Here is a 24,260-nt window from a genome sequence, read left to right as displayed (position 1 = left end):
ACCATGAGCGACCCCATCAGCCACAAACCTGCTCCAGTCCTGCGCGAATCGGCCACCTTCGATCGCCTGACCATTCAGGAAATCCAGCGCGCTGCGGAAACCGGCATCTACGACATTCGCGGTGGCGGCACCAAGCGCAAGCTGCCGCACTTCGACGACCTGTTGCTGCTCGGCGCCAGCGTGTCGCGCTACCCGCTGGAAGGCTACCGCGAGAAGTGCGGGACCGACGTGGTGCTCGGCAATCGTTTTGCCAAGAAGCCGTTGTACCTGAAAATTCCTGTAACCATTGCAGGCATGAGCTTCGGCGCGTTGTCGGCCAACGCCAAGGAAGCACTGGGCCGTGGCGCAACCATCGCGGGAACCAGCACCACCACCGGCGACGGCGGCATGACCCCGGAAGAGCGTGGCCAGTCGCAGCATCTGGTCTATCAGTACCTGCCATCGCGTTATGGCATGAACCCGGACGATCTGCGCAAGGCCGACGCCATCGAGATCGTGCTGGGGCAGGGCGCCAAACCGGGCGGCGGTGGCATGTTGCTGGGCATGAAAGTGACGGAACGTGTGGCTGGCATGCGTACCTTGCCGGTCGGCGTCGATCAGCGTTCGGCATGCCGTCACCCGGACTGGACAGGCCCTGACGATCTGGCGATCAAGATTGCCGAGATTCGCGAGATCACCGACTGGGAAAAACCGATCTACGTGAAGATCGGTGCCAGCCGTCCTTACTATGACGTGAAACTGGCCGTGAAAGCCGGCGCCGACGTGATCGTACTCGACGGCATGCAGGGCGGTACGGCGGCGACTCAGGAAGTGTTCATCGAACACGTCGGCATCCCGATTCTGCCTGCCATCCCGCAAGCCGTGCAGGCGCTGCAGGAGATGGGCATGCATCGCAAGGTGCAGTTGATCGTCTCCGGCGGCATCCGCAACGGCGCCGACGTGGCCAAGGCCATGGCGCTGGGTGCCGACGCAGTGGCGATCGGCACGGCGGCGCTGATAGCGCTGGGCGACAACCATCCGCGGCTCGACGAAGAACTGAAAAAGATCGGCTCGGCAGCGGGTTACTACGACGACTGGCAGAACGGCCGCGACCCGGCGGGCATCACCACCCAGGACCCGGAACTGTCCAAACGTCTCGACCCGGTCGAAGGCGGTCGGCGTCTGGCCAACTACCTGCGCGTACTCGTCCTCGAAGCCCAGACCATGGCCCGCGCGTGCGGTAAATCACACCTGCACAACCTCGACCCGGAAGATCTGGTGGCACTGACCGTCGAATCAGCGGCCATGGCCCGAGTGCCCCTGGCCGGAACATCGTGGATTCCGGGGTCTGGCTCTGGATACTGACGCCTTAACGGGCTTATCGACCGCAATGGCACCGACTGACGCAGAGTGCGACCTAAGTGACGGCTGAGTCCTGGCGCTGATCCGGGGGTAGCCTGGCATGACGCCAGGCTAGCCGCACCGGGCCCAGGCTGTGTAAAAACTACTGCGCTTGGCAATACTGCGTTAAAAACAGGCGAAAAATGCTCATTTAGAACACCTAGAGTCGGTCGCGACCCCGGCCGTTTTCGCCTGTTTTTGCCTTGTCTTGCCTTCGCTCGTGACGTTTTTTACACACCTTGGGCCATGGATGGCCCGTTGCGGCGCCCCCCGGATCAGTGACAGGGCGAAGGAACCCGACGAAGTCGGGCCGGAAACAGGAGCGAAGGGATTTGCCTACTTCGGCCCCATCAAAGTAGGTCGCCGAGGGGCGAAAAGGTAACTCAAGTCGAGCCTGAATCTCACTGAGTCGCAGAACTGTGTGACGCGGAGCGTCACGAAATGCATTACCACCCGGAGCGTGGGAACGAGAACCTTGGTGGTTAAGCCCCGCTTTCGGGCTCATCGGACTTATATATAACGCCATTCGCGCAACGAGAACTTGACCCACAAGAGGCCGAAGAGCCTCGCCTGTCCCAATGAACCTCTTTGCTGCCAGACACTTTCCATTCATTTGCGGGAGCTTTGAACATGGTCAATCGTCTACACGGCAAATCCCTTACAGCTTTACTCGCGCTCGGCGCCTTTGCTCCGATTGCGCAGGCAGCTGACGCCCCCGTACTGAACACCGGCAGCACGGCCTGGATGGTCACCGCAGCCGTGCTGGTGCTGTTCATGTGCCTTCCGGGGCTGGCACTGTTTTACGGTGGGCTGGTACGGGCCAAGAACATGCTCTCGCTGTTCACCCAGTGTTTCGGCATTGCCGGAGTGGTAGGCGTGCTGTGGGTCATCTATGGCTACAGCATGGTGGTGGACACCAGCAACATGGTCGAAGGGCAAGTGAGTTTCAATAGTTTCGTGGGCGGTCTGAGTCGTGCGTTTCTGGCCGGCATGACGCCCGACAGCCTGGTCGGCGACATCCCTGAAGGGGTATTCGTGACCTTTCAGATGACCTTTGCGATCATCACTCCGGCGCTGATTGCCGGGGCCTTCGCCGAACGCATGAAGTTCTCTGCGGCGCTGCTGTTCATGGCACTGTGGTTCACCCTGGTGTATGCGCCTGTCGCGCATATGGTCTGGGGTGGTGCCGGCGCCTTGATGCACAACTGGGGCGTGCTGGACTTCGCCGGCGGCACCGCAGTGCACATCAACGCCGGTGTCGCCGCACTGGCGGCATGCCTGGTACTGGGCAAGCGCAAGGGTTATCAGAACGCCCCGATGCCGGCGCACAACCTGAGCCTGACCATGGCCGGCGCGGCGATGCTCTGGGTCGGCTGGTTCGGTTTCAACATCGGTTCCGGTGGCGGCCTGAACGGCACCTCCGGTATCGTCATGCTCAACACGCAAGTGGGGGCGTGCGCCGGGATACTCGGTTGGATGTTCACCGAGTGGTTCAAGGTCGGCAAGCCCAGCGCCTTGGGTCTGGCAAGCGGCGCATTGGCGGGCCTGGTCGGCATCACCCCGGCGTGTGCCTACGTCGGAGTCGGCGGAGCACTGGCCATCGGCGTGCTGTGCGGAGTGTTCTGCTACCTGAGCGTGACTGTGCTGAAGAAACGCCTGGGCTATGACGACAGCCTCGACGTCTTCGGCCTGCACGGCATCGGCGGCATGATCGGTGCACTACTGACCGGCGTGTTCTGCGTGCCCTCACTGGGCGGTCTGGTGCCCGATGTCAGCATGGGCGCCCAAGTGATTGCCCAGATCAAAGGCGTGCTGTTCACCACGGTCTACTGCTTCGCGGTCAGCTGGATCATCCTCAAGGCTGTGCAGGCACTGATCGGCCTACGCGCGCATGAGTCAGTGGAGGAAATGGGCCTGGATCTGGCCGAGCATAACGAGCGGGCCTACAACCATTGAGAAGGCTGTCGGATCAGTGTCAGGGCGAGGGAACCCGACGACGTCGGGCCGGAAACGGAGCTGCGTGTTTTGCCTGCTTCGGCCCATCAAAGCAGGTCGCCGAGGGGAGAAAAGGTGACCTGAGTCGACCACCAATCCACCTGACAAAGAAAGACCGCTGTGTGACGCAGAGCGTCACGAACTGCATGCCAACGCGGAGCATTGGCACGATAAGCAGTTGGATTTGCGCATAACGTTGAGCGCAGAGCGTGGGGACGATAATCAATACAGCCTGGAGACCGCGCGCTCAGCTCAACGAAACACCGGCACCACGTGCTTGATGAACAGCTCAAGCGACTTTTTCTTCTCGGCGTGCGGCAGGCTGTTGTCGCACCAGAAGCTGAACTCGTCGACACCTAACTCTTGATAATGACGAATGCGCGGAATGATCTCCTCAGGAGTACCGATCATGGTGTTCTTGCGGATATTCTCCAGCTCGAACTCCGGACGGTCCTTGAACTTCTCTTCCGGGCTGGGGGCCAGAAAACCGTTGACCGGCGTCTGTTTATTGCCGAACCATGCGTCGAAAGTGCGGTAGAACTTCGCGATGGCAGTGGCGCCCACTTTCCAGCCTTCAGGATCGTCTGCGGCATGCACATGCGTGTGGCGCAGTACCATCAATTGCGGGCGGGGCACGTCGGGATTGTTGGCCAGCGCGGCTGCGAACTTGTTCTTCAGGTCGACAACTTCTTCGTCACCCTTCATCAACGGGGTGACCATCACGTTACAGCCGTTCTGCACGGCGAAATTGTGCGAGTCAGGGTCGCGCGCAGCGATCCACATCGGCGGCGTGTTGATCGGCTTGGGCACGGAAGTCGAGGTCGGGAATTTCCAGATATCGCCGTCGTGGGCGTAGTCACCCTGCCACAGCGCACGTACCACCGGGACCATTTCACGCAACGCCTTGCCGCCTTCGGAGGCCGGCATGCCACCGGCCATGCGGTCGAACTCCACTTGATAGGCGCCGCGTGCCAGGCCGACTTCCATACGCCCGTTACTGATCACGTCCAGCAGCGCGCATTCACCCGCGACCCGCAATGGGTGCCAGAACGGCGCAATGATGGTGCCGGCGCCCAGATGAATCTGTGTGGTCCTGGCCGCCAGATACGCCAGCAACGGCATCGGGCTTGGCGAGATGGTGTATTCCATCGCGTGGTGTTCGCCTATCCAGACTGTGCTGAAGCCGCCTTGCTCGGCCATCAGCGTCAGCTCGGTCAGGTCCTCGAACAGCTGGCGATGACTGACACTTTCATCCCAGCGCTCCATGTGCACGAACAACGAAAACTTCATGACACTTACCTCGCTTAAATCCTGGCGCCTGCACCGGCGTGATGAGTTATTGTTGTCTGATGGTATACCGTAATACTTTCGGTGCAAGTGTTTTTTGCGGTGCTGCTCCCTGCTGTAAAACCCAACGGCAGGAACGAAAAAAGCGCCTCATGGGAGGCGCTTTCGGATGTCGCATATTCAGCCGGGGCAGGATTGATCAGGTCAGAATCAACTGCAGGCCTCGGATTCGATGTAGTCGGCCGTGGAGTCGCGAATCACCGGTCCCATGCCACTCACGGCCTTTGCCTGTTCCATGATTTCCAGCGTGGAACCGGTGCCGACCAGGTTCACCGTGTGGTTGGCGCAGTTATAGATCCGCTTGAAGTAGATCACCCCGAGCATGCCTTCACGCCGGGTGATCACCACGCGTTCCTTTGCGCTGCCGCTTTTCTCTACCAGTGCGTGCTGGCCGGCTGGATCATGAGGTATGGATATGCTTTTGCCTTCGGCATGCGCCGAAAGGGCAGGGATCATCAGGGTCAGAAAACAGGCATGCAATTTCATCGGTGCTCCTGCAGATGAATGCGGTTTCATTGGATCCAAAATTTACCCCAGCCATGCGATTCTGGATAGCAGGGCGAGCTGCCTCTCGTCGGCTTGTTTTCAGCGAATCACGTCCTGCGCATGGTCAGGAAATCCGCAAAGCTGTTGCTCCGCCAACAGCAGTTCCACACCCTGGCTTGACACGGACAGTTGGCGCTGTAAGTCAGCTGTCGCAACGCTTTGATATGCCAGTGTTTTATTGAATGGCACGGTTGCTGCTCTGTGGATGTGCAGGCCCTTGTGCTTAATGCGCTCGGGAAGCTTGCAGCCAGAGGAGTACCGATATGAGCCAATCGTCCATAAAATTTGCGTACTGGGTACCCAACGTCAGCGGTGGGCTGGTAGTCAGCAAGATCGAACAGCGCACCAGCTGGACCATCGACTACAACCGCAAGCTGGCGCAGATCGCCGAGCAGTCCGGTTTCGACTACGCGCTGACGCAAATTCGCTTTACCGCCGGTTATGGCGCCGAATTCCAGCATGAATCCGTAGCCTTCAGCCATGCGCTACTCGCGGCCACCGAGAAGCTCAAGGTCATTGCCGCGATATTGCCCGGGCCATGGACCCCATCGGTGGCCGCCAAGCAACTGGCGACCATCGATCAGCTCACCGCCGGGCGCGTGGCGGTCAATATTGTCAGCGGCTGGTTCAAGGGCGAGTTTCAGGCTATCGGAGAGCCCTGGCTGGAGCATGATGAACGTTATCGCCGCTCCGAGGAGTTCATCCGCGCCCTCAAGGGGATCTGGACCACCGACAACTTCACCTTCAAGGGGGATTTCTATCGCTTCCATGATTACACCCTCAAGCCCAAGCCGATCCAGCGTCCTCACCCGGAAATCTTTCAGGGCGGCAGCTCGCGGGCCGCACGTGATATGGCGGCGCGGGTGTCGGACTGGTATTTCACCAACGGCAATACCGTCGAAGGCATCAAGGCCCAGGTCGATGACATCCGAGCCAAGGCTGCCGCGAACGGGCATTCGGTGAAGATCGGTGTGAATGCTTTCATCATTGCCAGGGATACCGAAGAAGAGGCGCGTGCCGTGCTGGCCGAAATCGTCGAAAAGGCAGATCCGGAAGCCGTCAACGCCTTTGGTGATGCCGCGAAGCAGGCGGGCAAGGCCAGTCCGGAAGGCGAGGGAAACTGGGCCAAATCCACCTTTCAGGATCTGGTGCAGTACAACGATGGCTTCAAGACCAACCTGATTGGCACACCGCGGCAGATTGCCGAGCGCATCGTCGAACTCAAGTCCGTTGGCGTAGACCTGGTGCTTTCAGCGTTCCTGCATTTCCAGGAAGAAGTCGCCTATTTCGGCCAGCACGTATTGCCTCTGGTACGCGAACTGGAAGCCGCTGCACAACGCAAGCCTGTCGCCGAGACGGCTTGACCCCCGCCAATAACGACAACCCGCCATGCCCTTGTAAGCCGGCCGCGCTTACAGCCCTCCATAAAATCAGGCGCCACTGTGATCCAGTGTGCGCCTGCTTTCGTATGTTCATCCCCGATCAACCCATAGACAGCTGTACGTGGCATTATGATGCCACTCACTGGCATGCTTTTATCGATGCCAGGCCTTCCAGGTATGGCCGAGCACTTGCCGACAATGGCAGTTAGTAGCGAAAGGATTGTCGATGGCCCCTGAGCAATCAGGTCCGGTTTTCAGAAAAACCAGATGCACTGGTTCTCACCTGTTGTGGAGGCAAGTTTTGAAACGCGACCTTCGGCTTGCGTCATGGCTGATCTTCGTAGTGTGCGCCTGCGTGGTGATGTTGATGGCCTGGCAAGCATGGACCGCACGCCGCAACACCCTGGAAAACATCCAGACCAGCACGATCAATCTGGCTGGAGCGCTAAGCACCTATACGGATGGCATTTTCAAGCAAAGCGAGCTGATGCTGATCGGCCTGACGGAGCGTGTCGAAAAGGACGGCGTCGGGCCTGAACAGATCGAGCGTCTCAGGTGGGTCATTGCGCGTGAAATGGGCGCGCTGCCGCAGATCGATACCGTGTCGCTGTACAACGCCGACGGGATTTGCATCTTTTCGAGCAATCCCAGGGTTATCGGCATCAACAGCGCGCAGCGCGAGTTCTTTCAGCACCACCTGAAGATGCCTGACAAAGCCCCTTACATCGGTCCGACGATTCGCAGCCGTGCCTCCGGCGAATGGGTCATATCGGTCAGCAGACGCATCAATAATCCCGACGCGAGTTTTGCCGGGCTGATGGTCGCCACCATCGGTGTCGACCACCTGTTGAAGTTCTATTCGGACATCAAGGTCGGGCAAACCGGCATTATCAGTCTGACGTCGACCGCAGGGCAGTTGCGGGTGCGCTATCCCCATCTGGAGCAGGAGATCGGTCGCGATCTGTCATCGACGCCCATTTTCAGGTCGGAACGCGGCCGAGTGTCAGGTACCGCCCAGTTCGTTTCCAGGATTGACGGTGTTGCGCGTTTTTATGCGTTCAAACGCAGTGATGTCTACCCGATCGTCACCGTGGTTGCGCTGGGTCAGAAAGAAGCCATGCTCGACTGGCTGGGCCAGACCAAACAGTCCATTCTGGTCATGCTGGTGCTGCTCGGACTGGTGATCGGACTCGGCGTTCGTCTGATTGGGCACATTCACAGCCGCATACGCGCAGAAGACCAGTTGCTCGATTCACAGGCAGCCCTGATCCAGCTCAACCAGCACCTGGAGTTGATTGCCTCCGAAGACAAGCTGACCGGGCTGGCCAATCGCAGACGTTTCGATCAGTTTCTGGAAGTCGAATTCAAGCGCGCCAGACGCGAGCGCAGCCTGCTGTCGCTGATTTTGATCGATGCTGATCATTTCAAACGCTACAACGATCATTACGGCCACCTGGCCGGTGACGAATGCCTGATTGCGCTGGCCCGAGTGGTCGAGCAGTTCATTCGTCGTCCCAGCGACGTCGCCGCCCGTTATGGCGGTGAAGAGATCGCCGTGGTGTTGCCAGGTACTGACGAGTCGAACGCTCGCCAGGTGGCCGAGAACATCCTGCAGGCCATCCGTGACGAGCAGATCGAGCATCCCGCCAGCCCGTTTGGCATCGTGACGATCAGCCTCGGTGTCGCGACATTCGTCGGCACCGATCGCCAACTCGATCAGCGTGGCCTGATTGAGCTTGCCGACCGCGCGTTGTATGCCGCCAAGTCGCAGGGTCGCAACCGGGTGAATGTGGCGTCGGAAATCGCGACCGGCACATTACCGGCCTGGACCCGCGTCAAGTCCTCTATGGACGCGCAAGCCGACACGGAGCCAAGGTCGGGCCAGCGGGATTGATACCCGCTGGCCGCTTGCTGCCTATCGCTTCTCCGTCAGTTGCTGATCGTCGGTAATCTGTTGCGCATGCGGTTTGCGGCGCAGCACGGTCAACACCCAGAAAAAGAATATAGGCACCAGAACCACGCCCAGCAGCGTCGCGCTGAGCATGCCGCCGATGACGCCAGTGCCGATGGCGCGCTGGCTTGCAGCGCCTGCGCCGGTGGCCAGGGTCAGCGGCACCACGCCAAGGATGAAGGCCAGCGAAGTCATGACAATTGGCCGAAAGCGCAGCCGTGCAGCCTGAAGTGCCGCGTCGCGCAGGGAATGGCCCTGATCCCAGAGTTCCTTGGCGAACTCGACGATGAGAATCGCGTTTTTCGCGGCCAGCCCGATGATGGTGATCAGGCCGACTTTGAAATACACATCATTGGGCATGCCGACGGCCGTCACGGCCAGCACGGAGCCCAGCGCGCCGACGGGAACGATCAGCATCACCACCAGCGGGATTGCCCAGCTCTCATACAACGCGACCAGCAGCAGGAACACCACCAGCAGCGCCAGGCCGAACAGTCCGACCGCCTGGCCGCTGGCGACTCTTTCCTGATAGGAGAGGCCGGTCCATTCGTAACCGATGCCTTGCGGCAGCCCGGAAACGATCCGTTCGATTTCCGCCATGGCCTCACCGGTACTGACGCCCGGTGCTGCATCACCGGAAATCCTGAATGCGGGGTAGCCGTTGTAGCGGGCGATCTGCACCGGGCCTTGTTCCCAGTGCGTCGAAACGAAGGCGCCCAGCGGCACCAGCGTGCCGCTGCTATTGGGTACGTAGAGCTTGAGCACGCTTTCCGGGGTCATTCGCGAACTTTGTTCGGCCTGCACGACCACGCGCTGTTGACGTCCGGCATTGGCGAAGTCGCTGATTACCGAGGAACCGAAGGCGGTGGACAGCGCATTGCTGATCGATTCGAAACTCACGCCTAGCGCCCGGGCCTTTTCGCGGTCGATGTTCAGGCGCAATTGCGGCGCTTCGGCCAGACCTTCCATCATCGCGTAGAGAATCTTCGGGTTGCCGTTGGCCTCGCCGAGCAGCTTGTCGCGTGCCGTCAGCAGGGCTTCGCGGCCCAGGCCTGCACGGTCCTGCAGGCGCAGCGAGAAGCCGCCCGAGGTGCCCAGGCCGTCGATAGGCGGTGGCGTCACCGCCATCACCGTGCCGTCGCCGAGCCCTGCAAAATGCCGGTTGAATGCCGCCGCTTCCTCAGCCGCTGACTGGCCCTTGCCGCGCTCCGACCAGTCCTTCAGGGTCGGGAACGCAAGACCGGCGTTTTCACCCATGCCCGAGAAGCTGAACCCCAGCAGCATGGTCACCGCCCCCGTGGCTTCGCGGGACAGCATGTAGTTCTCGAGCAATTGCGCGGTGAGGTCGGTACGCGACCGGGTGGCGCCGGGAGGCAGTTGCACATCGATGATCAGATAGCCCTGATCTTCAACGGGCACAAAGGACTCAGGCAGGCGCAGGTAGAAAAAGCCCAGCAGACCGACGATACCGAGGTACAGCAGCATGTAGCGGCCGGCGCGCTTGATCATGCTCGAGCTGACGCGCTCGTAACGGTCGGTGAACGTGCCGAACAGACGATTGAAACCACCGAAGAAACCACGCTTTTCATGGTGCCCGGCCGGGATCGGCTTGAGCAGCGTGGCACACAGCGCCGGGGTGAACGTCAGGGCCAGGAAACCTGAAAACAGAATCGACACGGCCAGCGACAGCGAGAACTGCTGGTAGATGACCCCGACCGAGCCGCCCATGAACGCCAATGGCAGAAACACAGCGGCCAGGACCAGCGTGATGCCGAAAATCGCTCCGGAAACCTGCTGCATCGCCTTGACCGTTGCGGCGGCGGGAGAGAGGCCTTCTTCAGCCATGATCCGCTCGACGTTTTCCACGACCACAATGGCGTCGTCGACCAGAATACCGATGGCCAGCACCATGCCGAACATGGTCATCATGTTCACCGAGAAGCCCATCAGGTACATGATCGCCAGCGTTCCCGCCAGACACACCGGGACCACGATGGTCGGTATCAGCGTGTAACGGATGTTCTGCAGAAACAGGAACATCACCAGAAACACCAGGATCATGGCTTCGATGAGGGTGTAGATCACCTTGTCGATGGCTACGTCGACGAAGCGCGAGGTGTCGTACGGTATCGAAAACCCGACGCCTTCCGGGAAATTGACCGACAGCTCGGTGAGCCGCTGCTCGACGGCTCTGGCCGTCTGGATCGCGTTGGCGCCCGGCGACAGCTGTACGGCACCGGCGACGGCACGTTGCCCGTTCAGGCGTGATTCGAAGCTGTAATCCTGGCTGCCGACCGCTACACGCGCCACATCGGACAGGTGCACCGCAGAGCCGTCTTCGTTGGCACGCAGAACGATGCGCCCGAACTCTTCCGGGTTGTCCAAAGTGCCCTTTACCGCCAGGGTGGCCGTCAATTCCTGCAGTGACGAGGCCGGGCTGCTGCCGAAGCTGCCTGCCGGAACCTGCACGTTCTGCGCCCGAATCGCAGCATTCACGTCATCGATGGACAACCCCAAGCCCACCAGCTTCTGCGGATCGATCCATACCCGCATCGCGGCTTCGGCAGCGAAGAATTGCAGCCTGCCGACACCGTTCACCCGGCTGATTTCGTTATTGACGTTGCGTGCCGCGTAGTCGGCCAGCGCGACGGTATCCTTGTTGGCCGCGCCGTCCTTGTAGTTCAGGGTGTAGATCAATAGAAAACCGGAGCTGGCCTGTTCGACCTGCAGGCCCTGGCTGAGGACCGTCTGCGGCAAGCGAGCTTCGGCTTTCTTGATACGGTTCTGGACTTCGACCTGAGCCAGGTCCGGGTTGGTGCCCGGCACGAACGTGACGTTGATTTCCGCGCTGCCAGTCGAGTTGCTGGTCGACTCGTAATACAGCATCCCTTTGGCGCCGTTCAGTTCGTCCTCGATAACGCTGGTCACCGAATCGACCAGCACCTTCGCGGATGCGCCGGGGTAGGTGGCGGTGATGGTGATCTGCGGTGGCGCCACGTCCGGGTACTGCGCCACAGGCAGGGACGGCAGAGCCATCAACCCGGCGAGCAGGATGAACAGGGCAAGTACCCAGGCGAAGTTGGGGCGCTTGATAAAGAAGAGAGACATTGACAGTGATCCTCGGTCGCGCTGAAGGCGGCTTTATTGCGCCTTGGCCTGCGGTTGGGCGGATGGCGATTTGCGCGCGACCTTGTCGCCGGCGCTGAGCCCGGTCATATTGCCGACAATGACCTGTTCGTCTGCCTTCAGGCCTTCGGTGATCTGCCAGCGCGAATCCTGCATCGCCCCGGTTTTGACCGGACGCGCTTCGACCGTGCCGTCCTGGGTAATCACCAGCACGCGTGCCGCACCGTCGCCGGAGCGCTGAACGGCGCGCTGCGGGACAAGAATGGCGTTGCTGTCGACGCGCTGCGGTGTGCGCACCCGCACATACATACCGGGCAGTAGCACGCCCTTGGGATTGGCAAAGCGGGCGCGCAACGACACTTGGCCGGTGGTCCGGTCTACTGCGACATCGGTAAACAGCAGGGTGCCGGTGCTCGTGTAATCGGTGCCGTCGACACTCAGTGATAACGCGTCTTCGCCGCCCTTGGGCAAGCGGCCTTCCTGTATCGCGGCGCGCATCTGCAAGGCCTCGGCAGCCGGCTGGGTAAAGTCGGCGTAGACCGGGTCGAGTTGTTGAATGGTTGCCAGCAGCGTGGTTTCGCCCTGACCGACCAGCGCGCCCTCGGTCACCATCGCGCGGCCGATGCGGCCTGAAATCGGCGCCTTGACGGTGGCATAGCCCAGGTTCAGCCTGGCCGTTTCGACATCAGCCTGAGCCGACTTTTTAGCGGCGATTGCGTTTTGCAGTGCAGAGCGGGCGGTGTCGAAAGTCTGGCGGCTGACCGCTTCAATTTCCACCAGCGACTCGTAACGTTTGACCGTGGCCTGAGTCTCGAACAGCGTGGCTTCAGTGCGGGCCAGATCTCCCTGCGCCTTGGACAGCGCAGCCTTGAACGGCGCCGGATCGATCTGGAACAGCACTGCGCCGGCTTTCACATCGGCGCCTTCCTCGAAGTTGCGGCTCAGCACGATGCCGGCCACCCGCGCGCGAACCTGCGCCACACGCACCGGTTCGATACGGCCGGGCAGTTCGTCAACGACCGTGAACGATTCGGCGTTGACCGTAATGGCTTCCACCTCTTTGGGCGCTTTCGATGCCGCGTGATCCTGCTGCTGTTTCTGCTCGCACCCGGCCAGACCCAACGCTGCCAGCAGGGCTACTGCAGGCATCACACGCCAATCGCTGAAACTACTCATCGTTCACCCGGCCGCAGCCCATCAGATGCTAAAGCCGCGAATGATCCACTCTGAAAGCCGGTGAGTCAATATTGACTCACATGAGCCTTTAGTGACTAATTGTGTATGTGCTTTGAGAACCCGGTAAGGTTTCTGCACAATGCGCCGCCTGCCACTTATACGAGTTGAATACGTACCCAATGGAATTACCTGCTGCTGACGACAAATTTCTGAAGGCCCTGGCCGTTGCGCTGGTCGACCACTCCAACGGTACGCTCAAGGATATTGCTCAGGCGGCCGGCGTCAGCAAGGCGACGCTCAACCGCTTTTGCGGCACTCGCGCCAACCTCGTGGAATTGCTGCTCAATCATGCCTCGGACCTGATGAATCAGATGGTCGCCGACGCGGATCTGCAGACGGCTCCGCCGCTGGAAGCGCTTCAGCGGCTGGTCGACAACCACCTCATGCACCGCGAAATGCTGGTTTTTCTGGTGTTTCAGTGGCGTCCGGATTCGCTCGACGAAAGCAGCGGAGGGCGCCGCTGGTTGCCTTACTCCGACGCCCTTGACGCATTTTTCCTGCGTGGTCAGCGTGAAGGCCTGTTCCGGATCGACGTCGGTGCCGCCGTCCTGACCGAAATGTTCGCTGCGCTGCTCTCCGGGATGGTCGACGCCGAACGCCGTGGCCGTGTGGCACGCGCCGGTATGGGCGCGTTGGTGACCCAGTTCTTCCTGCACGGAGCGGCGGCACGATAGGCAGGTCTGTGCAGACGTCAGAAATCGTAGGCAATCTTGCTGTACCAGAAGCCACCGCCCGGATAGAACGGCGAGTTGCCGTACAGGTTGAGTCCGACGGCGGAGGGGATCGCGTTTTTGTCCGGGCGCACATCGAAGATATTGGTGCCGCCAACACTGAGGGTGATGTTGTCGTAGAGGGTGTAGGACACCTCCAGGTCAGTGATCCACTTGGCACCGAAACTGCGGTCGCCGCTTTCCAGTTGCTGGAGCGTCTTGACCTTGCCATAACGAATGGTTTGCAGGTTCACGCCCAAATCCCCCAGCGTCCATTTGCCGCCCAGCACCCATTTGGTTTTCGGTTGCGCATCGGTCAGATCGCCTTCGCGGGCCCGGCCGACCCAGGTCAGGCTGCCACCGGGGTTACTGCCCAGCCCCTGCAGGGCTGCCGGTGCATCCTTGACGTCGGTGATGACGGTCTTGTTGTAATTGAACCCGGCGCTCCAGCGCACATCACCCCATGCGCCGTACTGACTGGAGTGGTCGATAACGATATCCAGACCGCGCGTGCGCGTGTCGAAGGCATTGGCGTAATACGAGGTCCAGGTGCTGGTGTCCACGCCCTGTGCGGCAAGAATCGGTGCAAGCGCCGGCCCGTACAGGCTTTCGGTTCGGGCGATGCGATCGGCAATCTCGATCCAGTAGGCGTCCGCTGTCAGGCTGGTGCGAGGTGCCGGTTGCCAGGTCACGCCAAACCCCAGGTTGCGCGATTTTTCCGGGTCCAGGCTGGTTGCGCCAAGCGCCTGGGCCAGCGCCGAGTTGACCGGCGCAATGCGCGTCACGGCGGGAACAATGGTGCCGTCTGGCGCAGCACCGACCCTATTGTCGGAGATGCTGTAGCCGATCTGGGTCAGTGAAGGAGCACGAAAGCCGGTGCCGACGGTGCCGCGCACGGCGAAGGTGTCAGTGAATTCGTAGCGCGAGTTGAGCTTGGCGCTGACCGTGTTGCCCGAGTCATCATCGAAGTGCTCGGCGCGCAGGGCCAGATCGACAAACAGCGGTTCTATCGGGGTGATACCGAAATCGACGTAGGCTGCGTAGTTGTTGCGTTGCAGGCTGGTCGTATCCTGCGGCGAGATAACCGCTGCGGCCTGGGCGGCAATCGACGCCAGTTGCCCGGCCAGGGGGTTGGCCTGACCGTTGGGCAGGATGGCCGGAAAACGATAGCCGCCGACCTGATAGGCCTGCGCGTCACCGGAAAAAGTCTGGAAACGCTCCCAGCGATGTTCAAGGCCTGCAGAAACTTGCAGCGGTACGCCAAACAGTCCGTTGAATGCGCGGGTTACGTCGATATTGTTGACCCACTGTTCGAATCGATAGGTCGCCAGATCATCGAATGAAGTCGGGGAGGCCGGGCCCAGCGACGGGTTGATGGTCCTATCGCTGTACTGATGATTGTTATTGCGCCCGTACGTGGTGCTCAGGTCCCAGTTCCAGCCCAGTGCTTCACCCTTGCCGCCAATCAGATACTGGTAGTCGGTGTCGTCCAGATTGTTCAACGGGTAATAGCCATCGGCAAACAACTCGGGAATGTTGGCGTTGCCGTTGGGGTAGCGGAAGTAGTTGTTGATGATGGCGTCACGCTGCCCATAGGTGCCGTAGGAATACAGTGTGGTCTGATCATCCAGCGGCAGTTCGGCGTTGTAGGCCAGGTTGAACGCCTTGATCTGCGGGTCGCCATTCTTCACGCCGACCCGGTCCCAGCTCGCCTCCCGAGGGTCGCCGGGAAAATAGGCATTATTGGTGGCTTTCTCGTTCCAGCTGGCATCACCACGTTTGCGGGCGTCCGCCGAGAGGTGCAGAAAGCCGCCGTCACCCAGTTCGAAACCGGTATCACCTTCGAATTTGGTCACTTCGCCTTCGCCGCTGTACAGCTTGCCGTAAGTCACCCCCAGATGACCGCCCTCGGCGCCGGACTTCAGAATCACGTTGATCACCCCAGCAATCGCGTCCGAGCCGTATTGCGCGGCGGCGCTGTCCTTGAGGACCTCGATACGCTCCACCGCACTGATGGGGATCATGTCAATGTCCACCGAGTTTGCGCCGCTGCTGTCGGTCGAGCCGTTGGCAGGCAGAGCACTGTTGTGACGGCGTTTGCCGTTGACCAGCACCAGCGTGTAAGCCGGTGCCAGACTGCGGTTGGACAGGGGGCGGATGGTCGAGTTATAGCCTGCGACGTTGGTGCCGTAGTTGAACGATGGCAGCAGTTTGGCGATGGCTTCGGTCAGGTCGGCGCGACCGGTTTTCAGTAACTGATCGCTGGTCACGATATCAATCGGGGCCGGGCTTTCAGTCACCGTGCGCTGAGCGCCGCGAATGCCGGTGGAAATTACCGTAACCTTTTCCAGACGTGCCTCCTCGTCGGTCGCTTCATCGGCAGCCTGAGCCGGATTCATCAGACCGAGGCCGACAAGCGCAATGCTTTTGATCAACGGGTTGTGCAGGGCAAGACGAGGGGCGTTAGCGAATAAGGCCATAGCGAAGTGATCCTTGGATGCTGAAAAATCCTGGGCACCTCCACACGGCAAGGGTCGGTTTGCTGGCGAATATAGAGTTATGAAACGGACCTGTGAAAGGCCTTTTGGCTATATGCTAATTATTAATTTATGGAATTATATTTTAAATATTGATGCGTTATTTGCATTTAATGCTTTGCGTGTCGACCGCTGCAAGGGAGGCTGTTGGAAGGGTTGCAACGCCTGTGCTGTTTTGTCGCACGACGTATGGCAGCCCATGAGCGCGACGTTTGCGCGTCTGCTCATGGCTTGATACAGGATTGGCGGTATTCCCCATTGTCCTTGAGTGGTAAATTCGCCGCCTTTGAATTTGTCTGAACCCACGCGCCTTATCCTCAGGGGACGCAAGACATGACGCAACATCTGACACGCCGCGAGGTGGTCACTGGCCTCTCATTGCTGAGCCTTGGCCTGTTGACCGGCTGCGGCAGCTCCAATGCGTTGCCGTTCAAGCATGGCAAGGACATGAGCAACGAGATTGTCGGCCGCAACTTCCGGCTCAAGGATTCGCAAGGCAACGTCAAGACCTTGTCCAGCTTTCGCGGCCTGATGCCGATGATCTTCTTCGGTTTCACCCAGTGCCCGGCCATCTGCCCCACGGCGCTGGCGCGGGCTGCTCAAATCAGGAAGCTGATGGGCGAGGAGGGCAAGACGCTGCAGGTGGTGTTCATTACCCTGGACCCGGAGCGCGACACGCCCGAAGTGATCGACGCCTATGTGAAGGCCTTCGATCCGACGTTCGTCGCACTGTCCGGCACGCTTGAAGAAACGGCGGCAACGGCGAAGGAGTTCGGCGTATTCTTCGAGAAGGTCCCACTGGGTGACACCTACACGATCTCGCACACCGCGACCAGTTACGTCTACGACACCCGCGGTGTATTGCGCCTGGGGTTGTCGCACCGGCTGTCCGCTCAACAATGCACTGAAGATCTGCTCACTTTGATGGAAGTATGCTGATGACCGTTTTGATTCGTAATGTCGCAAAGCCGCTGCTGCTGAGCCTTTCGCTGTTGGGCCTGAGCGCTCAGGCCCTGGCCGAAACACACGTCGATGATGCCTGGGTTCGCGCCACCGTGCCGGGCCAGTCCGCTACGGGTGCGTTCATGCGTATCACCTCGGACACGGACAGCAAGCTGGTCGACGTTGCTTCACCTGTTGCGAAAACCGTGCAGATCCATGAGATGAACATGAAAGGCGACGTGATGAGCATGCAGCGCGTCAACTCGGTCGACCTGCCGGCCGGCAAACCGGTGATGCTCGATTCCGACGGCTACCACGTGATGTTCATGGGCCTGGCTGCCCAGGTCAAAGAAGGCGATCAGGTGCCTCTGACCCTGACCGTGGAAGATGCCAAGGGCGCGAAGCAATCGATCCAGGTCACTGCAGTCGCCAAGTCACTGACCAGCGACGAGCACAGCAGCCACGGCGATCACAGCGGCCATTGAGGCTTGCAGCATCGGACGCTGGGCACTCATCGTTATAAACCGGTCTTGTGGGAGCGAGCTTGCTCGCGAAGAGGCCGGCACAGCCCCCCAGCAACCAGGGTGCTCGATGCATCGGCAAGAGAGTGATCTACATGACGCCTATCGTTCCTCACGCTCCAGCGTGGGAATGCCTTTCGTGATGCTACGCGTCACAACTCTGTGCCTCACTGCACGTTCAAAAGCGAACCCGGAACGTCCGCCTCCTATATGCATTTAGGATCTAACCGGCGAACCAAATATTCTTTTCAGGAACAAGCTTTTTTCGGCGATGATTGCCTCGCCATATCGGCCTGAGGAAGGTGACTGATACCAACAGAACCTGGATTTTTATCATGAAAATGCAGGAGTGTATCAATGGGCAATGTCCAGACCGCAGCCAGTGCACATGATGTGCCTTGGCGCCAGACGCCGAGTGGCGACCTGGTCGATCTGGGGCGTCCTTTCCGTGCGCCACTGGCGTTATCGCGGCTGCAACGCACCCCCAAGCCCATTCTCGGGCGGCGCGAAGCCATTTTGCTCGGTGCGCTGGCGCTGGTATTTCATGGCGCAGTCATCTACTGGCTTAGCCAGAACCCGACGCCGACACTGCCAGTGGTGCCACCTGAAATTCCGCCGATGACCATCGAGTTTTCCCAGCCTGCGCCACCGGTTGTGGAAACACCGCCGCCACCGCCCGAGCCTGTCGTGCAGCCGGTGGTCGAACCGCCGCCTCCGATCGAGGACGAACTGGCCGTCAAGCCACCACCGCCAAAACCGATTCTCAAGCCCAAGCCACAACCGCCCAAACCGGTGGTCAAGCCGGTCGTGAAACCAGTAGCCAAGCCGGTTGAGCAGCCACCCGCGCCTCCGGCGCCTGCAGCCCCTGTCGCTGCGCCTGCGCCACCCGCTCCGCCGGCACCAAAGCCGGTAACCCCGGCCTCGGCCAGCGCGGGCTACCTGCGCAACCCGGCCCCGGAATACCCATCGCTGGCCATGCGTCGCGGTTGGGAAGGCACTGTGCTGTTGCGCGTACATGTATTGGCCAGCGGCAAGCCCGGCGAGATTCAGATACAGAAGAGCAGTGGTCGCGACCAGCTTGACGATGCCGCGCTGGCGGCGGTGAAACGCTGGAGTTTCGTTCCGGCCAGGCAGGGCGATGTAGCCCAGGATGGCTGGGTCAGCGTGCCCATTGATTTCAGGATCAAATAAGGATTCAAGATCAAATAACGTTTCAAGACCAAACCCGGCTATTCGATTGACCTGGCGAGCTACCTGAACCAAAGGCGCATCGCGACACACCCCATGCCTTGTTCAGACTTTGTTCAGAGAGAGCTGCGCCATGAACCTGATTGCTTCGCCTTTTGAATCCATCGAACACGCGGTCATCTGGCTGCTGGTCATTTTTTCCGTCGCTACCTGGGGCTTGGCCCTGCTCAAGGGCGTGCAGTTTTCGCGCCTTAAGTCTCAGGATCGCAAGTTCCACAAACAGTTCTGGGCCGCATCGAGCCTGGATTCCGCCGCTCAGCTGGCCCAGGAGCAACCGGGCGCTGCCGCTCGGGTCGCCCTGGCCGGTTACGCCGCCATTCAGGTGCCGGATGGCGCGCAGGCCAATGACCTCAGTCAGTCCATCAACCATCAGGACCGCCTTGAGCGCGCCTTGCGTCAGCAGATCGTCCGCGAGCGGCGGTCGCTGGAAACCGGTCTGGCCATCCTCGCCAGCATCGGCAGCACTTCGCCTTTCATCGGTTTGTTCGGTACGGTCTGGGGCATCATGTCAGCCCTCAAGGGCATCAGTGCGGCCGGTTCGGCAAGCCTGGAAACGGTAGCCGGGCCGATCGGCGCGGCGCTGGTGGCAACCGGCGTCGGCATTGCCGTCGCAGTGCCTGCAGTGCTGGTCTACAACTACTTTCTGCGACGCCTGAAACTGACCGCTGCCGATCTGGATGACTTCGCCCATGACTTCTACAGCCTGGCGCAGAAGAGCGCCTTCCGTGTGCTGCTGCATCCGGTATTGAAGTCGGGCACTGCGGGCGCGCACGTCGGGCAGAACGTGAAGGAGGCCTCCTGAGATGGCTTTTTCCACACAAGACACCGATGAAGTGCTGAGCGAGATCAATGTCACGCCGCTGGTAGACGTGATGCTGGTGCTGCTGGTGGTGTTCATCGTCACCGCGCCGCTGTTGACCAACTCAATCCCGATCAACCTGCCCAAGACCGAATCGGTCGCGCCAGTGGAGCAGAAAGACCCATTGGTGGTGAGTATCGACGGGCAGGGCAAGCTGTTCATCAACAAGGACGAAATCCAGCCGGACTTGCTGGAAACCAACCTGAAGGCGGCCAAGGAAAAGGCGCCTGACGTACGCGTGCAATTGCAGGCGGACAATGGCGTCAATTACGGGGAAGTCGCGCGCGCCATGGCCTCCATTGAGCGTGCCGGGATTACCAAATTGTCGGTGATCACTGCCAGGTAACAGATTTATACCATCTACAGCTTCAACGGTTTTGGGCCGCATCCTCAGGCAGGTGCGGCCTTTTTTTGTCTGCATCGCAGGCATTTTTCAGTACTGACACAAATGCAGATTCTTATTCGTTATTGATATTTAAATATTTAAATCAATTTCATTAAGCTATAACGCATCGGGCCACCGGAACATCAATCAGACACCGTAATGATCGCCACCGTCCGCCGCACGGATCGCTCGTTGTAACCAGAGCAGAGTTTCTGGATCAGGGATTTTCAAGGGGTAGTGGTATGGGGTATTTCAAACGCAGTGTAGTGGCCTCGGCGATTTTTTCAGCCAATTTGCTGAGCGTCACGGGCATCAGTGCAAGTGCATTCGGCGCAGAAGCGACAGATGAGCAAAACACTCAGGGCGCGTCCACCCTGGGTACAGTGATCGTCACCGGCACCCGTGCGCAGGAGCGTACCGCCAGCGCCTCTCTTTCGCCCATCGATGTGATATCCGGTGACAGCCTGCGCAGTTCCGGCTCCAGCGAACTGGGTACCGTGCTGGCACGTTTGATCCCTTCGATCAATTTCCCCCGGCCGAGCCTGGTGGACGGTGCGGAGCTGACGCGTCCGGCGCAACTGCGCGGCCTGTCGCCGGATCAAGTGCTGGTGCTGGTCAATGGCAAGCGCCGCCACACATCTGCTTTCGTCAATCTGGGCGGGGCGGTCGGACGTGGTTCGGCACCTGCCGACCTGAATGCCATTCCGCTGTCGGCCATCGACCATATCGAAGTCCTGCGCGACGGTGCGTCGGCACGTTACGGGTCCGACGCCATCGCCGGGGTGATCAACATCATTCTCAAGAGCGCGGACCATGGCGGGTCGATTTCCAGCCAGTACGGCCAATACAAGAAGGGCGACGGTATCCAGCGTCAGGTGTCGGGCAATACCGGTTTTGCCTTGGGCGACAATGGCGCGTTCAACCTTTCCGGTGAAGGGGTCAACAACGACTACACCAACCGCGCCGGTGACGACTTTCGAGCGTCCAGTATCGGGTCCACCACTTACGGTCAGCAGGTGTTCCGCCAGGGTGAGCCGCAGACGCATGAGGGCAAGCTGCAGTACAACGCTGAATACAGCTTCAATGACGCGGCGGAGTTCTACAGTTTCGGGGGCTACAGCAAGCGGCGTGGCGAAACCGCCGCGTTCTATCGGCCGAGCAATGCTTCAAATAACATTGCGGCGATTTATCCCAACGGCTATCTGCCGCTGATCAACGGCACGCTCGAAGACACCTCGCTGGTCGCTGGCCTGCGGGGAGAGCTGGCGTATGACTGGCACTACGACGTGTCCGCCAACTATGGCAAAAACGCTTATGAGCTGCGCACCAAAACCATCAACACCTCATTGGGACTGAACACGCCGCGTTCCTTCTACAACGGCACGCTGACCAATGATCAGAAGCAACTGAGCCTCGACCTTTCCAGAGAATTCAATGCAGCGTGGTTGCCTTATCCGGTATCGGTTGCGTTTGGCGCGGAATACCTGCGTCAGGGCTATCAGATCGAGGCAGGGCAGGCGGAGTCGTATTTCCAGACCGGCAGTTCCGGGCTGGGCGGTTTCCGCTCGGCGGATGCAGGCAGTTACTCGCGGCATAACTTCGCACAGTACCTGGACCTGGAAACCAATCTGACCGAAAAGCTCGGTGTGTCGGCTGCCGTCCGCCACGAGGACTACAGCGATTTCGGGTCCAATGTCAGCGGTTCGCTGTCAGCGCGCTACGATTTCACTCCGCAGGTGGCCTTGCGAGGCAGCGTATCGACAGGCTTCCGCGCGCCTTCGCTGGCGCAACAGAACTTTACCTTCACGTCGTCGCAACTGATTGGCAACACCATCCAGGAAGCGGGCACGTTTCCGGCCGGCAGTAACGTTGCACAACTGTTGGGTGCCGAAGACCTCAAGCCGGAAAAGTCCCGCAACTACAGCCTGGGCCTGGTACTCCAGCCGCTGGACAGCCTGACCGTGACTGCCGACGTCTACCGCATCGACATTCAGGACCGTATCTCGCTGTCCTCCAATCTGGTGCTCAATAACACCGCCATCAATTACCTGCGCAGTAATGGCGTAGGCGATATCAACTACACCAGTGCCCGCTATTTCACCAACGCCACGGACACCAGCACCGATGGCGTCGATCTGGTCGCCAATTACCGCTACCAGTTCGACAACGGTGTGCGCTGGAACAGCACGGTGGGTTACAACTACAACCACACCAAAGTCACCGACGTGAAGGCCAACCCGGCGATTCTCGATCAGTTGGGAGTGAATCTGGTGCGGGTAGATCGCAGGGAGCGCATCGGTTTGCTGGGTGACACCACGCCACAACACAAACTGACACTGGGCAATGACCTGACGCTCGGCAACTGGGCGCTGCACTCCAACCTGGTCCGCTACGGCGAGTTCACCAGCTATCAGGCCGACAAGGTCAACGACCAGACCTTCAGCGCCGCCTGGCTGCTGGACCTGGCGGTCGACTACAAACTCAAGAGCTGGGTCTTCACTCTGGGCGGCGACAACGTCACCGACAAATACCCGGAAAAGCTCAACGACTTCTCCTCCAGCGGCGGCAACCTGGCCTACAGCACATTCTCTCCCTACGGGTACAGCGGCGCTTATTACTACGGCAAGGTGACGTATAACTGGTAGCGCGATTTGCCGCTGACTGTCGTTCCAATACGTTGCGTTTGCATAAAGCTCGTGATGCTGCAATACGACGCTATGCCTTGCTCCTGGGCACTGCACATAAACGAAAGCGCTTTTTTGGCGCGATGGCACTGACGACGCAAATTGCGACGTCAGTGACAGGGCGAAGGAACCCTACGAAGTCGGGCCGGAAACGGAGCCAGGGGCTTTGGTCACTTTGGCCCCATCAAAGTGACTCGCCGAGTGGCGAAAAGGTGACCTGAGTCGAACCCCAATCTACCTGACATCAAAAAACCGCTGTGTGACGCGGAGCGTCGGCCGCTGTGACGCGCTGATAAGGAGCAGAAATCTTGCGGTATTGGACATGCGATGCTCCATGGGGGGTGCCAATACTGGAGCATATCGCTATATAAAAATTTATTTAAATACCCTTTAGGAACATTAATAGACCCTCGTGGACACATGAAAACCCGGTAGCAGGACAGACTTTAATATTCTCATTTTTTATAATTAGCTTAGAAGTAAATGTGATTTTTAATTGAATCCCCATACGCCTAGTCTTGCTGATCAGTCAGCAGTCATCCAGGAGCAATACCATGAGCAATGTCAGCGCTTTGCCAGCCCACTCAGGTACGACGCCGTCGGGTAGCGGCAGCGGCAGCGTGCGCGACAGAGTGTCGCCGGAGGAATGGGAAGTCCGGGTCAAGCTGGCGGCGGCCTATCGGCTGGCGGCGCTCAAGCGCTGGACCGATCATATCTATACGCATTTCTCGGCACGCGTGCCGGGCCCCGACGAGCACTTTCTGATCAACGCGTTCGGGCTGCTGTTCGATGAAATCACCGCGTCCAACCTGGTCAAGGTCGATACTGACGGGACGATTGTCGATGACCCCACCGGGCTGGGTATCAACTACGCCGGTTACGTGATCCACAGCGCCATTCATGCTGCACGCCACGACCTGCAAGCGGTGCTGCACACCCACACCCGTGACGGTATCGCCGTGTCGGCCCAAAAGGACGGGCTGCTGCCTATCTCTCAGCACTCGATTGCCTTCTCCGGCCGGGTGGCTTACCACGGCTATGAAGGCATTGCGCTGGACTTGAGTGAACGCGAACGGCTGGTCGCCGACCTGGGTGACAAAAGCGTGATGATCCTGCGCAACCATGGGTTGCTGACCGGCGGGGTGAGTGTCGAGCATGCGTTCCAGCAGCTTCATGCCCTCGAGTACGCCTGCAATATTCAGATTGCAGCGCAGTCGGCGGGTAACGCCGAACTGGTGTTCCCGCCGCGCGAGGTCATTGCCAGGGTGGAGCAGCAGGCAAAGGCCATCAAGGACGGGCATGCGCCGGGTGTCGCACGGCACTGGAATGCCCTGATTCGCGAGCTGGAGCGTAACGACACCGACTACAAGACCTGAGCCTGCAACGCAGTGATGCGAGGCGCTTGAGGTTG

17 protein-coding genes are annotated in these 24,260 nt (G+C 59.8%); 12 read left to right on the top strand and 5 right to left on the bottom strand.

From position 1 onward, the window contains the following. Positions 1 to 3 precede the first annotated feature (3 nt). On the top strand, positions 4 to 1,344 hold the full coding sequence (locus BLR16_RS15755) for an FMN-binding glutamate synthase family protein (protein ID WP_003423978.1): 1,341 nt from the start codon (positions 4 to 6) through the stop codon (positions 1,342 to 1,344). Between the two features lie 666 nt (positions 1,345 to 2,010). Continuing rightward, a complete protein-coding gene (locus BLR16_RS15745; RefSeq protein WP_044308355.1) occupies positions 2,011 to 3,336 on the top strand; it encodes an ammonium transporter in 1,326 nt (441 codons plus the stop codon). A gap of 291 nt (positions 3,337 to 3,627) precedes the next feature. On the opposite strand, the gene BLR16_RS15735 is transcribed toward BLR16_RS15745, so the two are convergent. Together BLR16_RS15735 and BLR16_RS15730 are read right to left on the bottom strand one after the other, a co-directional pair. Continuing rightward, positions 3,628 to 4,665, bottom strand: a complete 1,038-nt coding sequence (locus BLR16_RS15735) for an LLM class flavin-dependent oxidoreductase (protein ID WP_074808161.1) — start codon at positions 4,663 to 4,665, stop codon at positions 3,628 to 3,630. A 207-nt stretch (positions 4,666 to 4,872) separates the two neighbouring features. Continuing rightward, a complete protein-coding gene (locus BLR16_RS15730) occupies positions 4,873 to 5,208 on the bottom strand; it encodes a hypothetical protein (RefSeq protein ID WP_074808158.1) in 336 nt (111 codons plus the stop codon). A gap of 323 nt (positions 5,209 to 5,531) precedes the next feature. Here BLR16_RS15730 and sfnG point away from each other — a divergent pair, with 323 nt between their 5' ends. Next, positions 5,532 to 6,632, top strand: coding sequence for a dimethylsulfone monooxygenase SfnG (gene sfnG, locus BLR16_RS15725; RefSeq protein WP_003432900.1), 1,101 nt, complete (start codon positions 5,532 to 5,534; stop codon positions 6,630 to 6,632). Positions 6,633 to 6,951: 319 nt separating this feature from the next. After that, entirely contained in the window at positions 6,952 to 8,544 is a 1,593-nt protein-coding gene (locus BLR16_RS15720) for a sensor domain-containing diguanylate cyclase (protein WP_054081814.1), read from the top strand. Positions 8,545 to 8,565: 21 nt separating this feature from the next. Here the strand turns inward: BLR16_RS15720 and BLR16_RS15715 are convergent, their stop codons facing one another. Both BLR16_RS15715 and BLR16_RS15710 read right to left on the bottom strand, forming a co-directional pair. Continuing rightward, on the bottom strand, positions 8,566 to 11,709 hold the full coding sequence (locus BLR16_RS15715; RefSeq protein ID WP_074808151.1) for an efflux RND transporter permease subunit: 3,144 nt from the start codon (positions 11,707 to 11,709) through the stop codon (positions 8,566 to 8,568). 33 nt (positions 11,710 to 11,742) lie between these two features. Beyond that, positions 11,743 to 12,903, bottom strand: a complete 1,161-nt coding sequence (locus BLR16_RS15710; protein WP_003367240.1) for an efflux RND transporter periplasmic adaptor subunit — start codon at positions 12,901 to 12,903, stop codon at positions 11,743 to 11,745. A 179-nt stretch (positions 12,904 to 13,082) separates the two neighbouring features. Here BLR16_RS15710 and BLR16_RS15705 point away from each other — a divergent pair, with 179 nt between their 5' ends. Beyond that, positions 13,083 to 13,637 (top strand): TetR/AcrR family transcriptional regulator, encoded by a 555-nt coding sequence (locus BLR16_RS15705; RefSeq protein ID WP_003367243.1) that lies wholly within the window; start codon positions 13,083 to 13,085, stop codon positions 13,635 to 13,637. A 17-nt stretch (positions 13,638 to 13,654) separates the two neighbouring features. On the opposite strand, the gene BLR16_RS15700 is transcribed toward BLR16_RS15705, so the two are convergent. Further along, positions 13,655 to 16,153, bottom strand: a complete 2,499-nt coding sequence (locus tag BLR16_RS15700) for a TonB-dependent receptor plug domain-containing protein (RefSeq protein WP_092194351.1) — start codon at positions 16,151 to 16,153, stop codon at positions 13,655 to 13,657. Positions 16,154 to 16,543: 390 nt separating this feature from the next. Between BLR16_RS15700 and BLR16_RS15695 the strand changes: the two genes are divergently transcribed. The 7 genes from BLR16_RS15695 (at position 16,544) to BLR16_RS15655 (ending at position 24,225) form a co-directional block, all read left to right on the top strand. Next, positions 16,544 to 17,149, top strand: a complete 606-nt coding sequence (locus tag BLR16_RS15695) for an SCO family protein (RefSeq protein WP_003367246.1) — start codon at positions 16,544 to 16,546, stop codon at positions 17,147 to 17,149. Beyond that, entirely contained in the window at positions 17,143 to 17,637 is a 495-nt protein-coding gene (locus tag BLR16_RS15690; protein ID WP_074808144.1) for a copper chaperone PCu(A)C, read from the top strand. The genes BLR16_RS15695 and BLR16_RS15690 overlap by 7 nt, the downstream gene beginning before the upstream one ends. 393 nt (positions 17,638 to 18,030) lie before the next feature. Further along, positions 18,031 to 18,864, top strand: a complete 834-nt coding sequence (locus BLR16_RS15680) for an energy transducer TonB (RefSeq protein ID WP_074808140.1) — start codon at positions 18,031 to 18,033, stop codon at positions 18,862 to 18,864. Positions 18,865 to 18,994: 130 nt separating this feature from the next. Beyond that, positions 18,995 to 19,723, top strand: a complete 729-nt coding sequence (locus tag BLR16_RS15675) for a MotA/TolQ/ExbB proton channel family protein (protein WP_054081809.1) — start codon at positions 18,995 to 18,997, stop codon at positions 19,721 to 19,723. 1 nt (position 19,724) lies between these two features. Beyond that, positions 19,725 to 20,126, top strand: a complete 402-nt coding sequence (locus tag BLR16_RS15670) for an ExbD/TolR family protein (RefSeq protein WP_003432892.1) — start codon at positions 19,725 to 19,727, stop codon at positions 20,124 to 20,126. A gap of 281 nt (positions 20,127 to 20,407) precedes the next feature. Further along, positions 20,408 to 22,810 carry a TonB-dependent receptor plug domain-containing protein gene (locus BLR16_RS15665; protein ID WP_024661348.1) on the top strand — a complete coding sequence of 801 codons (2,403 nt, stop codon included), beginning with the start codon at positions 20,408 to 20,410 and terminating at the stop codon, positions 22,808 to 22,810. A gap of 593 nt (positions 22,811 to 23,403) precedes the next feature. Further along, positions 23,404 to 24,225 (top strand): class II aldolase/adducin family protein, encoded by an 822-nt coding sequence (locus tag BLR16_RS15655; RefSeq protein WP_074808134.1) that lies wholly within the window; start codon positions 23,404 to 23,406, stop codon positions 24,223 to 24,225. Positions 24,226 to 24,260 lie beyond the last annotated feature (35 nt).

Origin of the sequence: Pseudomonas sp. BS3767, from assembly GCF_900099665.1 — a bacterium.
Lineage (GTDB): Bacteria > Pseudomonadota > Gammaproteobacteria > Pseudomonadales > Pseudomonadaceae > Aquipseudomonas > Aquipseudomonas cerasi.
The sequence above is the reverse complement of the archived record's forward strand: the minus strand, read 5'-3'. Positions and strand labels throughout refer to the sequence as shown.

Bases quoted from the DNA above. Each gene is read 5' to 3' on its own strand.
- BLR16_RS15745 (WP_044308355.1), top strand. From the start codon at position 2,011: ATGGTCAATCGTCTACACGGCAAATCCCTTACAGCTTTACTCGCGCTC.
- BLR16_RS15715 (WP_074808151.1), bottom strand. From the start codon at position 11,709: ATGTCTCTCTTCTTTATCAAGCGCCCCAACTTCGCCTGGGTACTTGCC.
- BLR16_RS15700 (WP_092194351.1), bottom strand. From the start codon at position 16,153: ATGGCCTTATTCGCTAACGCCCCTCGTCTTGCCCTGCACAACCCGTTG.
- BLR16_RS15680 (WP_074808140.1), top strand. From the start codon at position 18,031: ATGGGCAATGTCCAGACCGCAGCCAGTGCACATGATGTGCCTTGGCGC.
- sfnG (WP_003432900.1), top strand. From the start codon at position 5,532: ATGAGCCAATCGTCCATAAAATTTGCGTACTGGGTACCCAACGTCAGC.
- BLR16_RS15710 (WP_003367240.1), bottom strand. From the start codon at position 12,903: ATGAGTAGTTTCAGCGATTGGCGTGTGATGCCTGCAGTAGCCCTGCTG.
- BLR16_RS15735 (WP_074808161.1), bottom strand. From the start codon at position 4,665: ATGAAGTTTTCGTTGTTCGTGCACATGGAGCGCTGGGATGAAAGTGTC.
- BLR16_RS15755 (WP_003423978.1), top strand. From the start codon at position 4: ATGAGCGACCCCATCAGCCACAAACCTGCTCCAGTCCTGCGCGAATCG.
- BLR16_RS15695 (WP_003367246.1), top strand. From the start codon at position 16,544: ATGACGCAACATCTGACACGCCGCGAGGTGGTCACTGGCCTCTCATTG.
- BLR16_RS15665 (WP_024661348.1), top strand. From the start codon at position 20,408: ATGGGGTATTTCAAACGCAGTGTAGTGGCCTCGGCGATTTTTTCAGCC.
- BLR16_RS15690 (WP_074808144.1), top strand. From the start codon at position 17,143: ATGCTGATGACCGTTTTGATTCGTAATGTCGCAAAGCCGCTGCTGCTG.
- BLR16_RS15655 (WP_074808134.1), top strand. From the start codon at position 23,404: ATGAGCAATGTCAGCGCTTTGCCAGCCCACTCAGGTACGACGCCGTCG.
- BLR16_RS15670 (WP_003432892.1), top strand. From the start codon at position 19,725: ATGGCTTTTTCCACACAAGACACCGATGAAGTGCTGAGCGAGATCAAT.
- BLR16_RS15675 (WP_054081809.1), top strand. From the start codon at position 18,995: ATGAACCTGATTGCTTCGCCTTTTGAATCCATCGAACACGCGGTCATC.
- BLR16_RS15705 (WP_003367243.1), top strand. From the start codon at position 13,083: ATGGAATTACCTGCTGCTGACGACAAATTTCTGAAGGCCCTGGCCGTT.
- BLR16_RS15730 (WP_074808158.1), bottom strand. From the start codon at position 5,208: ATGAAATTGCATGCCTGTTTTCTGACCCTGATGATCCCTGCCCTTTCG.